Raw genomic sequence first — 15,523 nt, 5'->3', positions numbered from 1 at the left:
CAAACACCTAAGATGTTTTAGGATTACAGTAATTATTTTACAAAAATAAGAATTATTCCTCTATTGGCGAGAATGTAAAGATATTCAGCTGTTCTATATCTAAAACTTCATTAGCCACGTTTATTATTTGATCGGTAGTTACCGCGTTAATTTTCTCGAAAACGGTTGCTAAAGAATCAATTTGATTGTGGTCGATTAAGCTTTTAGCCATCGAAATAATTAAGCCAATTCTATTTTCTTCGCCTAAAGCAATTTGACCGATAAATTTGTTTTTTGCTTTATGTAATTGCAGTTCGTTTAGCGGTTTTTCCTTAAGCTTTTTTATTTCTTTGAAGATTAGGGATAACGCTTTAATTTGCTTTTCCTTATCTGTTCCAAAGTAAATTGAAAAGATCCCAGTATCACTTAAAGGAGAAAAATTTGATTCGATGGTGTAAGCAATTCCATACTTCTCTCTAATTTGAAGATTCAAAACAGAACTCATGCCATTTCCGCCAAAATAGTTATTTAATAACATTAAAGGCACTTTTTCATGCTGATAGGTTGAATAAGCCTGTGTGCCTAAAATACAATGCGATTGCATAATTGGCTTGTAAATGGCTGTACTGGATTGTTGTAGAATAGCTGGTTTGAAACGTTCTTTAGCTGGTGTATTTTCTTCAACATCGGCAAAGTGTTTTGTGCCTTTATTAACCACGCTGTTTAAAGTGTAGTTGCCCAAAACTGCGATTACGATTTCGTTGGTGCGGTAATTCGCTTTTCTGAAATTGATAACATCTTCCCTGGTAAAATTCTGAACAGAATCAGTTGTACCTAAAATGTTATTTCCCAATGCATGGCCTGCGAAAAGCATATCTTCGAAATCATCGTTAATTGCTTCTTCAGGTTGGTCTAGGTAAGATGCGATTTCATCTAAAATAACACTTTTCTCCTTATCCATTTCTTCCTCAGGAAAAGTAGAGTGGAAAATGATATCGTTAAAAAGGTCTAATGTTCGATCTAAATAAGGGTTTAGAAAAGAAGCATGGACGCAAGTATATTCTTTAGTTGTGTAAGCATTTAAATCTGCGCCAACACTCTCTAATCGATTTAAAATTTGATTTGTACTACGTTTTTCGGTTCGCTTAAAAATTAAGTGCTCGATAAAATGAGCTAAGCCAGCTTTGTTTTCGGGTTCATCTCTAGAGCCTGTGTTAATAATAATGCAAGCGTGAGATATTGCTGAAGCCGAAGGCACATGCAATATGCGAATGCCGTTAGATAAAGTATGAACATTGTATTCCATTGGATGGCAAAGATAAAGCTAATTGCTTACAATGCCTCCTACTCAGAGTATTGCAATTGTAAAGAGGATATCAATTTATGATAAAAACTAAAAATCAGTTAAGCTTTTGGCCTAACTGATTTAGATTGAAGAACTATTTTTCGATACCTTCAAGAGCGCATAAAAATGCCCATCTAAGAGAAACATCTTTCAGGTAATCGAATCGCCCTGAAGCACCACCATGGCCGAATTCCATGTTTGTTTTAAGTAGTAAAACATTTTTATCGGTTTTCGTTGCCCGAAGTTTGGCTACCCATTTTGCAGGTTCAAAATATTGTACCTGACTATCGTGTAAGCCCGTGGTAACCAGCATATTTGGGTAAGCTTTCTTTTCTACATTTTCGTAGGGCGAATAGCTTTTCATATAGTCGTAAGCATCTTTTTTCTTTGGATTTCCCCACTCATCAAACTCATTTGTAGTAAGCGGAATGCTTTCATCTAACATGGTGTTTACCACATCAACAAACGGCACATCGGCAATTATACCATTCCATAAATCTGGAGCCATATTTGCAACTGCACCCATTAATAGGCCTCCTGCGCTACCGCCATGCGCATATAAATGATTTTTTGAAGTGAATTTTTGATCAACTAAATATTCTCCTGCTGAAATGAAATCGGTAAATGTGTTTTTCTTTTTCATTAGTTTTCCGTCCTCATACCACTGGCGGCCCATTTCTTCTCCACCACGAATATTGGCAATAGCAAAAACAAATCCTCTGTTTAGTAAACTTAATCTTGGCGAAGAAAAAGTTGCATCGGTGCTGGAGCCGTAAGAGCCATAAGCATACAGCAATAATGGTGCTTTTCCGTTTTTATCCAAACCTTTTTTATAAACTAAAGCTATTGGGATTTTAGTTCCATCTTTTGCCGTCGCAAACACCCGTTCTGATACATAATCTTTTGCATCGTAACCCCCAAGAACTTCTTGTTGTTTCATTAGTTTTTTATCTTTTTTCTCCAAATCATAATCGTAGGTAGAGCTTGGAGTAACTAAAGATGTATAAGAATATCGAAGCGTTTTGCTGTTATACTCTGGATTGGCTCCAATACCAGCAGCATACACAGGTTCGTCAAACTTTAAATAATAATCGCTACCGTCGTTTTTCAAAACATGAATTTCTCTTAATCCGTTTTTACGTTCAGATAAAACAAGGAAATCTTTAAATTCTTCGCCAGATTCTAATAGGACATCGTTTCGGTTTGGAATCACTTCTTTCCAGTTTTCTTTGCTGGTATTATTTAATGGGCATTCCATTAGTCGGAAGTTTTTAGCATTCCAGTTGGTTGTAATGTAAAACTTACCATCAACAGGCAACACATCGTACAAAACATCTTTAGAACGAGGCGAGAAAACTTTAAAGGCCGATTCTGGATGATCAGCATCTATCATTCTAAACTCGTTAGTTAATGTTCCAGCTGAGGAAATGAAAATATATTTGTCGTTTTTTGATTTTCCAACGCCAATATAGTTGGTATTATCTTTTTCATCATAAACAACTACATCAGTTTTTGCATCGGCACCAAGCTGATGTTTTTTAATCTTCTCACTTAATAAAGTAACTGGATTTTTCGACGTATAGAAAAAGGTTTTATTATCGTTAGCCCAAGCCACAGCCCCCTGTGTATTCGTAATGGCATCTTTATAAATCTCGCCAGTTTCTAAATTCTTAATGTTTATGGTGTATTGTCTTCTCGAAACTTTATCAACACCAAAAGCAAGTAGTTTATTGTCGGGACTAATACTAAATCCGCTGGCGCTGTAATAAGCATGGCCCTTTGCCATTTCATCAACATCAAGAAGCACTTCTTCACGAGCAGTTAAGCTGCCCTTTTTACGGCAATATTTAAAATATTGTTTACCATCTTCGGTTTTTGTATAATAAAAGTAGCCATTTTTTAAAACAGGTACAGATTCGTCTTTTTCTTTAATTCTGCCTTTCATTTCTTTAAACAAATCTGCCTGAAAAGCATCGGTACTTTTCATCATAGTGTCTAAATAACTATTCTCTGCTTTTAAGTAATCAACTACTTTGGTGCTATCTGGGCCTTTCTTAAAATAATCGATCATCCAATAGTAGTTATCCGCTACAGTATCGCCATGTATAATTCGATTATGAGGAATAATTTCTGCTATTGGAGCTTTAGCATCTGGCCATTTCATAGGTTCCATTTCTTTCTTTTGTGGGTTGTTACAAGCCGAAATTGCGCTGAGCAAAACCAGCGATGGTAAGATAAGTTTCATGATTGGTTCGGGATTAGTTAACGCAATTTAACAAAAAACCCGGAACCTTTTAATTTTGCTTGTGTAACGGATTTGATTTGAAGCAAATAGCTAATAAACCAATCACAAGACTATGGTGTTTAATGGTAATATCTTTTGAAAAAGATATTTCTATTTATACAGATAATTAACCAGCCTTTTGTAGTGTAAAAGCGAAGGTTGTGCCAATTCCTGGTGTGCTTCTTACCGAAATAGTTTGCTGATGAGCTTCGAGAATATGCTTTACAATTGCAAGCCCTAAACCTGTACCTCCAACCTCACGAGCACGGTGTGTATCGATACGATAAAAACGTTCGAATAAACGAAGCAAATGTTTCTCCTCGATTCCAATTCCATTGTCGGTAACTTCAATTAAAACCTGATCGTGAAGCTCGAAAATCTTAATAGCAGTTTCTCCGCCTTCAATGCCGTATTTAATGCTGTTAACCATTAAATTAATTAGAACCTGACGGATTTTTTCTCTATCGGCCATAACAGGTGTTATTGCGGTGTATTTATCCTTGAAGAAAAGTTTAATGTTTTTAGCTTTGGCTCTATCTTCCAAATTCTCCATTACCTCCTTAGCTAATTGAACGAAATCAAATTTTAGATAATTTATTGGTGCCTCGCCAGTTTCCAGTTTGGCAATAACATCTAAATCGTTTATTAAATAACTTAATCGTTCTACATTGCTTTCGGCTTTCTTTAAAAATTTCATAGCCATTTCGGGGTCGTCAACAATGCAATCTTGCAAAGTTTCTACATAACCTTGAATAGCAAATAATGGTGTTTTAAACTCATGAGATACATTAGACAGAAATTCTCTTCTAAATTGTTCTTGTTTTTTTAACAAATCTATTTCTTTTTTCTTTGCTCCTGCCCATTCTTTTACTTCCTGTTCTACATCGTTAATTGGATCTGGACTTACATATTCGCCCAGTGCATCCTTTAAATCTTTGCCAAGCTTAAGATTATGAATTAATTTGTAAATCAGCTTAATTTTGGTGTAAATGTATTTCTCTAAAAGATAATAGAAAACTAAAAAACTACTTAAAAAAGAAACGCCGAAAGAAATGGCAAGGTAGTACAAGCTGTGTTGAAAATAAAAGTTAACCATCCCTATGGATAGTGCGACAGCCAAAGCGGTGAATAAAACCAATACACTTAATTTCATTCGGCAATTTAGTGGTTTTTATATTAATGGAATGTTAAGTGAGTTGCTTTTCAGTTAAATATTTCCAATACCTTTTTGGCACATGCTGTACATGCAATTTAGTGTTTTTACGGGCTACAATGTTTGCACTTTTAAAATAATCTTTCCAAAGTGCGGCATAAAGTTCTTCTTTTTCATCCATTAATACAGCTTCGGGCTTTGCTTTATTAATTCCATTGGTAAAACTGATCGTTATTTCTTCAACAGTGATTAAATTGTAATGCAAGCCGTATTTACGCTTTAAATCGTAAATAATCCATTGCTGATCGGCATAACGATTTTTAAAATGGTTGGAGATTAGCGGTAAAACATTGAAATCAGGATCAATACTTGCATAAAACATTCCATCGCCTGTTTTCTGGAAACGAATAAAGGCTTCCATTCTATGCTTTTCACGCTCAACACTTTTAGCATATTTAGATAAGGCAATTACATTTTCATTACCATAATTGCTTTCGGCTCCTGCAGGATTTTGGAAAATATAACAAGCAAAATGGAACAGATGATTGTAAGCTTCTGGTATTTCGGAGAGGTAGCTGCAATAAAATTTACGTAACCAGTCTTTTTTTAATTTCTTTTGTAAGCCAGCCCAAACTCTATCTGCTTTTTCTGATGCAGTTAACACCGTAAAACTTTCAGCAAATGCTTCAGGCTGAAAAATATCGATGGATTTAAGCATTACTTTTCCTGGTTTACGTTCAAACCATTCGAACACAGCAGTTAAAAGTCCAGGAAGTGATCCATCGAAAATATACGTCATTGTAAGCCTACTAATAATTTAAAATAAAATCATTTGATTGCTATCCGTTTTTAAGTATTTACTCTGGCTTTCAGCTAAAATAAAAGCCTTAATCTGCGTGCCTTGATAATCTCTCATCTGATAAGGACTATCCACGCAAGTAATAAAATGTTTAGCTCGGTTATAAGCTACACCAATTTTTTTTAGCTGATCGATTCTCAGTTTACCAAATTTCCGTGCCTTAACAATTTTTTGTGCAGACATAACCCCAATACCAGGAATGCGTAAAATCATCTTGTAATCTGCTGTATTTATATCAACAGGAAAATGTTGCATATTTCGTATTGCCCAACTCAGTTTTGGATCAATATCTACATCCAAATTTGGGTTTGCATCATTTAAAATTTCCTGAACCTTAAAGCCATAAAACCGCATTAACCAATCGGTTTGGTACAACCTGTTTTCTCTTAAAAGCGGTGGCTGCGTACCCAAAATTGGCATCCTTGTATCATTACTAATTGGAACGTAGCCAGAATAATAAACCCTTTTTAGAGCGAAATTTTTATAGAAAGCATTAGCGGTGTACATAATATCTTTATCGCTTTCTGGAGTTGCCCCGATTACCATCTGTGTACTTTGCCCAGCTGGTACAAATTTAGGCACATGTTTAATTAGTTTCTTTTCATCGCGAAGCTGAATCATTTGTTTGTTCACAAAATCTAAAGGTTTAATTACATCGGCATGGCTTTTTTCAGGCGCTAGGAGTTTAAGCCCAACTTCTGTTGGCATTTCCAGATTAATGCTCATTCTATCAGCATAAAGGCCAGCTTCTTTAATTAATTCATCACTTGCCCCAGGGATGGTTTTTAAATGAATGTAGCCATTATAATTTTGTTCCAGGCGAAGCTTTTTGCAAACCAAGAGTAAACGCTCCATTGTAAAATCGGCATTTTTAAAAATTCCCGAGCTTAAAAATAAACCTTCTATATAATTTCTGCGATAGAAATTCATAGTCAGTTCGACAACCTCATCTACCGTAAAAGCAGCACGTTTTACATCATTGCTTTTTCGCGAAACGCAAAACAGGCAATCGTAAATGCAATGATTGGTTAGGAGAATTTTAAGCAATGAAACACATCGCCCATCTTCGGTATATGTATGGCAAATGCCTGAAGAATGACTATCTCCTAGGCCTTTACTATCATTTTTTCTTGTTCCGCCACTTGATGAGCAGGATACATCATATTTGGCAGCATCGGCCAAAATATTTAACTTTTCACGAATTCTATCAAAAGACATAGGACGACTGTTTACTAACAAAGATAGTTTAAAAAACTAAAAATATTAGTAATTAAAAGTGTTAATTCCTATTCTTTATAAGAATAAATTTAACCTTGCGCCCAGTTTTGAAAAACTTTTTTTTGTGTTTTTGGATGAGTGATCATGTATGTATCTTGATAATAACTCAAGTCATTAAAAAATTTATCAGCTTCTAATTCATTATATTTTATGGCACTGAAGTTAGCCGTGATACTTGGGTTGCTAAAAGTTATACGATGGAAATTTCTACCTGTTTTTGAACAAAATATTTCGGATATACTCGTTACATTTTCCCATCCAGAGAAAAATTCCTTTGTTTGATACAGCAAGCTTTTTTTCTCTAAAGTAAAAAAAATGCCTTCGTGGCTAATGGTTGCCTGGCATGGCACGATAATAACATTGTTAATTAACCATCTTAATGTTGCAACCATAATTAAAACGGAGATTACAATTATGGTGATAAATACAAATTCTGGTAAGTGCGATGGTAGGCTAAGTAAAATTAATAAGGTTACACCAGCGATAAGTACTGGAACAGCAATCATCGAAATCAACAAGATGGTGTTTTTATGATAATTTAGATTGAAAGTTTGCATGGTGTTAATTTTTTAATAAATGTAACACCTTGACCACTTGAATAAAATACCCCTTTTTGGGTATTTTATGGAGGGTATAAATACCCTACTCCTTTTAGGGGTTTAGTTTCCTTCCCACTCTTTGTAAAAGTGTTCAAGATACTGAAGCATAAAATTATGGCGCTCTAAGGCTATAGCTTTTCCTGCTTCAGTATTCATCATATCTTTTAACAGCAATAGTTTTTCGTAGAAATGATTAATAGTTGGTGCGCTTGTATTTTTGTAGCTCTCTTTAGTTAAATGCTGCTCGGGTTTTATAGCTGGATTATATAAAACACGGTTTTTAAAGCCTCCATAAGTAAAAGCCCTGGCTATACCAATTGCGCCTATAGCATCTAACCGATCAGCATCTTGTACTATTTGCATTTCCATTGATGTAAAACCTACCTCATCAAAACTATTTTTAAAAGACATATTTTGAATAATCAGTTTTACATGAGAAACTATGTCCTCCTCCACTGCAATCGATTTTAAAAAATCTTCGGCAATAGAAGGTCCTAATTCCTCGTCACCGTTGTTAAACTTAGGATCGGCAATGTCATGTAAAAGCGCAGCCAAAGCAACAACCAAAGTATTGCCCTTTTCAACCTCGTTAATGTTTATTGCTGTTTTATAAACTCGTTCGATGTGAAACCAATCGTGGCCTGCTTCAGCATTTTCTAAGGTTTGCTTAACAAAATCTATAGTCGAATTTACTGTATTATTCATGAGGTCTAATTTCTTCAAAGGTATCAGAAATAAATACAGTAAAAAGAAATTGATTTTGCTTTTAAGAAAATAACAAACTAACTAACTGTGCTAGTTTTTTTCTCCTCAGAAGAAATACTTTTTATTAATTCTACATGATCGAGCGTAAGTAGTTGAGTTGCTTCTACATCTAAAATTTCTGCAACTTGAAACAAACGCTCTATAGTAAGTTTACTATAACCGAGTTCAATTTTACTATATGCATTTTGCGAAATCTTTAATTTCGCGGCCAGATAATCTTGAGTGTAATCTCTATATTCTCTAATTTTTCTAATGTTTCGGGCTACATTCTTCGTCTTTAAAGCCAATAGATCTTCCATAGGTAACGATATTTTTTATATACTAATACCAATAAGTACGCAAATTGTTCAACAAAGGATTTCAATAGGCGTAATTTTTACTCTAAATAGGGGTTTAGGAATGAATAAAGCAAATATTAAATTGGAAAAGAATGAATAAAAAGAATGATTTATCATTTTTCAAATACTTTATTTGCTCAATCGAATGGGTTTTTAATATGCTGCCGAATATACTGTGCCTATATACTAAGACTTACAAATTGTAGAAACATAATTTACCACGAGAATCTGAGTTCCCGTGGTAATATTTTACTTTGATAAGAGTGATGGTTGTTGCCTAATTTTCAACAAGAGGCGCTCTGCGACTTCCATCATATAACTCATATTCTAATAAACGGCAATCTAATTTTCCGTTGTAGAATTCTACTTTTTGTGATGCCTTTAATCCAATTTTCTTTGCTAAATCAGGATTTCCTGTAAAAATATAACCAGTATAACCTTTGCAATCTTTTTTCATGAAATCACCCATACGTTTATAGGTAAGCTCTAATTTGCTGTGAACACCTAACCGTTCGCCGTATTCTGGGTTAAAAACGACTACGCCAGCTTCGCCTTCAGGAACAGGTGTAATTTCGAAATCACAAACCTGAAAATCAATTAAAGTATCAACACCTGCAGTTTTTGCATTCCTACGTGTAACCTCAACTGCATCTTCAGATAAATCGGAAGCAACAATTTTTAAGTCGATATTTTTAATTACCTGATCTTTTAAAATCCTTCTTTCAGCGAAAAACTCTTCCTCATTATAGCCCATAATATGCATAAAACCATAATTCATGCGATATAAACCTGGCGCACGATTAGTAGCAATTAAGGCAGCTTCGATTGCCAATGTTCCAGAACCACACATTGGGTTTATAAAAGGCGATTTTTTATCCCATTTGGTTGCATATATAACACCAGAAGCCAATGCCTCTAACATTGGTGCTTTGCCAGGTATTTTGCGATAACCGTGTTTGGCTAAAGTTTCGCCCGATGTATCCATAAAAACATCAGCTTCTGCATCTTTCCAGTATAAATGAACAACCGTTTTATTTGCATCTGAACCAGAATTTGGGCGAATGCCTTTTTTCTCTTTTAAACGATCTACAATTGCATCTTTAACCTTTAGATTAGCAAAAAGCGGAGTAGTAATGTTTGGGTTATCAACATTAGAAGTTACAGAAAAATAACCCGTAAAATCAATCAATTCTTCCCATTCAATAGCCGAAATTTCATTGTATAAATCGTCTGGCGTAACAGCCTTAAAACTTTTAATTGAATACAAAATCTGACTGGCACAGCGCAAGTTTAAATTTAGCTTAATACACTCTGTAAGGGTGATATTTAGCTCAACGCCTGTAGCAAACGCTCTTTCAATCGTATAACCCAGAGCCGTAACTTCATCTTGTAAATATGGAGAAAGACGTTTGTTGCAGGTAATAATTACCTTGCTTTTATTGTGGAAAACTTGCATCATAATATATGCGAAGTTATCAATAAAATTATTGAGATTTGATGTTTAGAGTACAATATTAGTATTAGTTATGGAAATTAAAGGAAAAGTACACGAAGTAGGTGCCACACAACAAGTAAGTGAAACGTTTAAAAAACGTGATTTAATAATAGAATACGCAGAAAATCCAACATATCCGGAATATATCCGTTTTGAGGCATTACAAGATAAAGCGGGATTATTAGATAGTTTTAAAGCAGGCGATGAGGTTGAAGTTTTCTTTAATTTACGTGGCCGTCCTTGGACAGATAAAACAGGAAAAACATCATATTTTAACAGTTTGGTAATCTGGAGAATCAATGCTATTGCAGCTGGAGCAACAGCGGCAGCTACTCCTGCTTATGCAGCACCAGCTGATGTAAGCAATGCACCAGGTGAAGACGATGATTTGCCTTTCTAAATAAAGAATCTTTTTTAAGTAAACAATTTTGATAAATGCCAGGGCTTTTGCTCTGGCATTTTTTTTAACTAAAAACTTTAAAACAACACAAAAGCTTTGTAATCACTTTGTGTTTTGCGTGTTAAAATATGTTAAAAGCATACGTGTCAAGGGCTTATTAAGTATTTTTACAATCAGTTCGTTTTTTAGATATTGATTCGTAATTTTTTAATCGTCGTTTCATTTAAATAAAACCGACAAAGAGGGTTTAATGAAGAAAAAAAGTTTTTGGTTTATTACCGTATTAATGACGGTAGCTTTGCTTGGCGTTTTTGTAATGCAATTGTATTACATACGGGAAGCTTATAATCTAAAATCGCAACTTTTTGATGAGCAGGTAAATCAAACTTTAACATCTGTTGTTAATAAAATTCAACGCCTTAGTGCTGCAGACCGAATTACCAGAAAGGATGCAGAGAATAAAATAAAGAGAAGCCAGGATGTTAGACAGCGCTTGCTCGATATTAAGGATTTAAAGCAACAATATGCTCAGGCTGCAGAACTTAGAGAGTCTGAACGCGAAAATCAGATAGAAAATTATCTTAACCAGCAAGATAGTTTAATTCGTACCTCTTATTCGGCACCAAAAGTAATTACCGAAAAAGAGTATGCATCGCTTTCAAGCCTGGATAAACCAGGGCTTGGGTCTGCTCGGTTAGATATGCAAATGGACGCTGTTGTAGACATTAAAAGCCTGGTTATAAAAGGCTATAGTATGCGTTCTAAATTGTTTTCGCCTGATACAAAAACTTTTAACTTCAGAACATCTCAAAATTTGCCAGATACGATAAGGTACCAGGTGTTTGAATCGAAAACAGGTAAGCCATTATTGCTTGGGTTGCCAAAAATTTCTGATGATTTAGAAAAGAAATTTAAACGCGAAGATGCTATCGCAAAGCGAAAACTTGAGATACAGATTGCGGCTTTAGGCAAGGTTCCGACAGAATATTCGAGGTATAAAATGCTGGAAGATGTGGCCAGAGAAATATCCGAAGAAAAAACACCAATATTAGAACGTATTAATTTTGGCTCTTTAAATAAAAGATTAAAGAAGGAATTTTTAAATCATAATATCACCCAAGACTATAACTTTCAGGTTAAACTTGCAGAAAAAGATTCCGTGCTGTTTTTGCAAGCATCGAACCCTAATTTTGCATTTTTACCCAGTAATACTTATCGTACCGAACTTTTTAACAACGATTTATTTCGAGATCCAGGGATGTTAGAAGTTAGTTTCCCAGATAAAAACTCGGCTATTATTGGCAATTTGAGTGCTACTTTGGCTTCTTCGGTTGGGCTTTTGCTTGTACTCGTTTTTATATTCAGTTATACGCTTTATGCGATATTAAAGCAGAAAAAAATCTCTGAAATGAAAACAGATTTCATTAATAACATGACACACGAGTTTAAAACACCGGTGGCGACTATAATGATTGCAAGCGAGGCGCTTAAAGATCCAGAGGTTACTGAAGATAAATCGCGTTTAAAACGCCTTGCAAATATTATTTATGATGAAAATGTTAGGCTCGGCAGTCATATAGAAAGAGTTTTGAGTATTGCACGTTTAGAAAAAGGCGAGCTAAAAATGGAAAATGCAGAGGTTGATATGAACGATTTGATTGTGATCGTTTTGGATAGCATGAGCCTGCAGCTTCAAAAGAAAAATGCAATTTTAACTGTAAATACCGATGCAGAAAATGCAGTCGTTTTCGGTGATGAACTTCATCTTTCGAATGTGTTGTATAATTTAATTGATAATGCAAATAAGTACAGTAATGATTCGCCAGAAATAACCATTACTACCAAAAATTCGGGTAAAAATTTAATTATAGATATTTCTGATAAAGGTATTGGTATGACTAAGGAGCATTCGAAAAGAATTTTCGACCAGTTTTACAGAGTACCAACTGGTAACTTACACGATGTTAAAGGCTTTGGTCTTGGGCTGAATTATGTACAGGATATCATCAAAAAACAGAATGGAACAATTAAGGTAAGGAGCGAAAAAGATAAGGGAACTACTTTCGAAATATCTTTACCTTTATAAACATACAAATCAATTATCGGTACAAAGCGGGGCTTTATCGATACATTGAGTAATAGCAGGGATAATTTAACTAATATGGCTTAATTATAAGTATATCCAACTTAAATTAAACCCTGATGCAAAATCTGAATCAAACCTTAAGTGGTAGCGTTTTTAGTGAAAAGAGCGTTTACACGAATAAACTAAAAAAAATGAAAAAAATACTTCTGGTAGAAGACGATCCGAATCTAGGTTTATTATTGCAAGATTACTTACAGTTAAAGGGCAAGTTCGATGTTGTTTTATGTACTGATGGCGAAGATGGTTTAAGGACATTTAACAAGCAAAGCTTCGACCTATGTATTTTAGATGTAATGATGCCTAAAAAAGACGGATTTACTTTAGGTAAGGATATTAGAAAGGTAAACGGACAGGTGCCAATTATTTTTGCAACAGCTAAAACTATGCTCGAAGATAAATCTGCGGCCTATGATTTAGGTGGCGACGATTATATCACAAAACCATTTCGTATTGAAGAACTTTTACTACGTATAAATGCGATGTTTAAACGCGTGTCAAATAAATCGAATAATGGCGATGAGGCTGAGGAAAGTTTATTCACCATTGGTAAATATAATTTTGATTACACGACGCAAATTATTACCAATGAAGATCAGATTCAAAAATTATCAACAAAAGAAGCAGAACTATTACGCTTATTGTGTTTAAAGAAAAATGCTGTTTTAACCAGAGAAGAAGCTTTGCTCACCATTTGGCACGATGATAATTATTTTAACGGGCGCAGTATGGATGTGTTTTTGAGCAAACTTCGTAAATATTTAAGAGGCGATTCTCAGGTTGAAATTATTAACGTACACGGAAAAGGCTACAAACTTTTGGTAAGCTAAACTTCGAAAATCACTATTTAAACATACAAATTTTGTTGAACCGCAGGAATTAAATTTCTTTCCTGCGCAAGGGTAAATAAAGTATCAATTGCTTTTCGGCCTTCTTGCCCTAAATTAATACTGTATTTATTTACATAAAGCTCTATGTGTTTGTACATTACAGCCTCATCCATTTCTTGTGCGTGTTCGCGAATAAACTCAATACACGATTTTGGATGTGCAAATGCATATTCTACCGATTGACGAACCAAGCGGTTTACTTTTAATTGAATTTCGCGATCTAAATTTCTGTTAATTACAATTCCACCTAAAGGAATAGCACAGCCCGTAAGTTTTTCCCAATAATCGCCCAAATCAACAATTTTATTCAATCCCTTATCCTGATAAGTAAAACGATTCTCATGGATGATTAGGCCCAGATCAATTTTTTCATCAATCAACGCCGCTTCAATTTCCGAGAAAACCATTATTTCTTTGTTCTGCAAATGTGGGTAAGCAATGCCTAAAAGGAAATTCGCTGTAGTATATTTTCCAGGGATACCAACCTTTAAATCGGCATTAAGCTCGCCTTGAAATTGGTTTTTGCTAATTAGCAATGGCCCAACACCGAATCCTAATGCGCTACCAGCATCAAGCAAAGCATATTTATTAGCTACATAAGCAAATGCATGAAAACTTAGTTTTGTGATATCTAATTCACCTCGTAACGCTTTTTGGTTTAATGTTTCTACATCATCAAAAACAACCTCAAATTCTAAGCCTTCAGTGTCAATTTTGTTGTGAATTAACGCATCGAAAATAAAAGTATCGTTTGGGCAGGGAGAAAAACCAAGTGTAAGTTTCATACTCCAAAATTAAGGGCTTTAATAAATTACTTCGTCATAATCAATTCATATCTGTAAGAAAAGAGATTGCCCAATCGTTTAGGTTTTTTATTGCTAAACCAATTTTCCAATTATCTTTATTGCGTGGCTCAACATAGTTGGATATGCTTCGTATTTGCAAACAATCTATTTTTTCATAATGGCAGGCATATAAAATGGCAGCACCTTCCATACTTTCTGTAGTTGGATTTAGCCGTTTAATTAAATTTTTAATGTTTTTGTCGTTACCGCTAACCCGATTTACCGTAACGCCCGAAACTTTTGGCAAACCTGTATTTATGGTGCTATTGCTCTTATAAGTATTCTCTCCAAAGCCTAGATCGGTAATGGCAATAAAATTTTCCCCATCTTCTGCACCAAGTTCGGCAAAAGTATCTTCAGTAATGTTAACCACTTTACCTAGCTCTACTAATCTATCGAAGCTTCCTGCAATGCCTAAGTTTAAAACCAGGTTATACTTCGGAGATAAGTGTTTGCCCAAAGAGAAAGCTGTGGCAACCATTCCAACGCCTGTAATTAAAACATCAAAGTTTTTATCTTCGATGAAATCGCCTTCCTGTAAACTAAAATGTTGATACAGGAATGTTAACTCGGCTTTGGTAGCAGCCACAACTAATGTTTTCATGGGTTTAAAGTTAAAGAAAGCACATCGAAAGTTCCGTATATTAAACGGCTAAGTTCATCATTGGTATTACATCTTCCATAATTATCATCAGCCTTTCAAGGTAATACGTATATTTGTACTTTATTTTTTTATAATGATTTATATAACAAGGAAAGCATCATTTAATGCAGCGCATAAGCTGGCCCGAACCGATTGGGATGATGATAAAAATACAGAAGTTTACGGTAAGTGCGCAAATCCGAACTGGCACGGACACAACTATTGGTTATATGTAACTGTTAAAGGCGAAATTAATCCTGAAACAGGTTTCTTAGTGGATTTGAAATGGCTAAAAGATGTAATGAATACTTATGTTGTAGACAAGGTTGACCATAGAAACTTAAATCTTGATGTAGATTTTATGAAAGGTAAACTGGCTTCGACAGAGAATTTAGCAATCGCCGTTTGGGAACAACTTTTAGCTCCGATTGCTGAAAGTGGTGCAGTTTTACATTGCGTTAAAATCTACGAAACTGAGAATAACTATGTTGAATACTTTGGTTAAAA

At 34.7% G+C, this 15,523-nt stretch carries 15 protein-coding genes; 4 read left to right on the top strand and 11 right to left on the bottom strand.

Annotation, left to right across the window (positions count from 1 at the left end; all coding sequences use genetic code 11):
• Positions 1-52 precede the first annotated feature (52 nt).
• The 9 genes from ACZZZI_RS09870 to ACZZZI_RS09830 all read right to left on the bottom strand — a co-directional run bounded on the left by ACZZZI_RS09870 (position 53) and on the right by ACZZZI_RS09830 (position 10,056).
• Positions 53-1,285 (bottom strand): M16 family metallopeptidase, encoded by a 1,233-nt coding sequence (locus ACZZZI_RS09870; RefSeq protein ID WP_463489329.1) that lies wholly within the window; start codon positions 1,283-1,285, stop codon positions 53-55.
• 133 nt (positions 1,286-1,418) lie between these two features.
• Positions 1,419-3,569, bottom strand: a complete 2,151-nt coding sequence (locus ACZZZI_RS09865) for a S9 family peptidase (RefSeq protein ID WP_316754705.1) — start codon at positions 3,567-3,569, stop codon at positions 1,419-1,421.
• Between the two features lie 166 nt (positions 3,570-3,735).
• Entirely contained in the window at positions 3,736-4,761 is a 1,026-nt protein-coding gene (locus ACZZZI_RS09860; RefSeq protein WP_316754703.1) for a sensor histidine kinase, read from the bottom strand.
• 34 nt (positions 4,762-4,795) lie between these two features.
• Entirely contained in the window at positions 4,796-5,560 is a 765-nt protein-coding gene (locus ACZZZI_RS09855) for a TIGR03915 family putative DNA repair protein (protein WP_463489328.1), read from the bottom strand.
• An 18-nt stretch (positions 5,561-5,578) separates the two neighbouring features.
• The gene (locus ACZZZI_RS09850; RefSeq protein ID WP_463489327.1) at positions 5,579-6,838 is read right to left on the bottom strand and encodes a putative DNA modification/repair radical SAM protein; all 1,260 of its coding nucleotides are present in this window, start codon (positions 6,836-6,838) and stop codon (positions 5,579-5,581) included.
• A gap of 89 nt (positions 6,839-6,927) precedes the next feature.
• Positions 6,928-7,455, bottom strand: coding sequence for a hypothetical protein (locus tag ACZZZI_RS09845; RefSeq protein WP_344768427.1), 528 nt, complete (start codon positions 7,453-7,455; stop codon positions 6,928-6,930).
• A 102-nt stretch (positions 7,456-7,557) separates the two neighbouring features.
• The gene (locus ACZZZI_RS09840; RefSeq protein ID WP_463489326.1) at positions 7,558-8,202 is read right to left on the bottom strand and encodes an HD domain-containing protein; all 645 of its coding nucleotides are present in this window, start codon (positions 8,200-8,202) and stop codon (positions 7,558-7,560) included.
• 77 nt (positions 8,203-8,279) lie between these two features.
• On the bottom strand, positions 8,280-8,561 hold the full coding sequence (locus tag ACZZZI_RS09835) for a helix-turn-helix domain-containing protein (protein WP_344768431.1): 282 nt from the start codon (positions 8,559-8,561) through the stop codon (positions 8,280-8,282).
• Between the two features lie 316 nt (positions 8,562-8,877).
• Positions 8,878-10,056 carry a THUMP domain-containing class I SAM-dependent RNA methyltransferase gene (locus ACZZZI_RS09830; protein ID WP_316756812.1) on the bottom strand — a complete coding sequence of 393 codons (1,179 nt, stop codon included), beginning with the start codon at positions 10,054-10,056 and terminating at the stop codon, positions 8,878-8,880.
• A gap of 70 nt (positions 10,057-10,126) precedes the next feature.
• Here ACZZZI_RS09830 and ACZZZI_RS09825 point away from each other — a divergent pair, with 70 nt between their 5' ends.
• The 3 genes from ACZZZI_RS09825 (at position 10,127) to ACZZZI_RS09815 (ending at position 13,468) form a co-directional block, all read left to right on the top strand.
• A complete protein-coding gene (locus tag ACZZZI_RS09825) occupies positions 10,127-10,495 on the top strand; it encodes a DUF3127 domain-containing protein (protein ID WP_316754691.1) in 369 nt (122 codons plus the stop codon).
• Positions 10,496-10,745: 250 nt separating this feature from the next.
• On the top strand, positions 10,746-12,581 hold the full coding sequence (locus tag ACZZZI_RS09820) for a sensor histidine kinase (RefSeq protein ID WP_463489325.1): 1,836 nt from the start codon (positions 10,746-10,748) through the stop codon (positions 12,579-12,581).
• Positions 12,582-12,772: 191 nt separating this feature from the next.
• Positions 12,773-13,468: a response regulator transcription factor gene (locus tag ACZZZI_RS09815; protein ID WP_463489324.1), complete on the top strand. Its 696-nt coding sequence runs from the start codon at positions 12,773-12,775 to the stop codon at positions 13,466-13,468.
• Positions 13,469-13,485: 17 nt separating this feature from the next.
• On the opposite strand, the gene ACZZZI_RS09810 is transcribed toward ACZZZI_RS09815, so the two are convergent.
• Both ACZZZI_RS09810 and mqnB read right to left on the bottom strand, forming a co-directional pair.
• Positions 13,486-14,313 carry a menaquinone biosynthesis family protein gene (locus tag ACZZZI_RS09810; protein WP_344768436.1) on the bottom strand — a complete coding sequence of 276 codons (828 nt, stop codon included), beginning with the start codon at positions 14,311-14,313 and terminating at the stop codon, positions 13,486-13,488.
• A gap of 40 nt (positions 14,314-14,353) precedes the next feature.
• Positions 14,354-14,977, bottom strand: a complete 624-nt coding sequence (mqnB, locus tag ACZZZI_RS09805) for a futalosine hydrolase (RefSeq protein ID WP_463489323.1) — start codon at positions 14,975-14,977, stop codon at positions 14,354-14,356.
• A 133-nt stretch (positions 14,978-15,110) separates the two neighbouring features.
• Between mqnB and ACZZZI_RS09800 the strand changes: the two genes are divergently transcribed.
• Positions 15,111-15,521 (top strand): 6-pyruvoyl trahydropterin synthase family protein, encoded by a 411-nt coding sequence (locus ACZZZI_RS09800; protein WP_316754683.1) that lies wholly within the window; start codon positions 15,111-15,113, stop codon positions 15,519-15,521.
• Positions 15,522-15,523 lie beyond the last annotated feature (2 nt).

This window comes from Pedobacter sp. AC190, assembly GCF_979258025.1.
The sequence above is the reverse complement of the archived record's forward strand: the minus strand, read 5'-3'. Positions and strand labels throughout refer to the sequence as shown.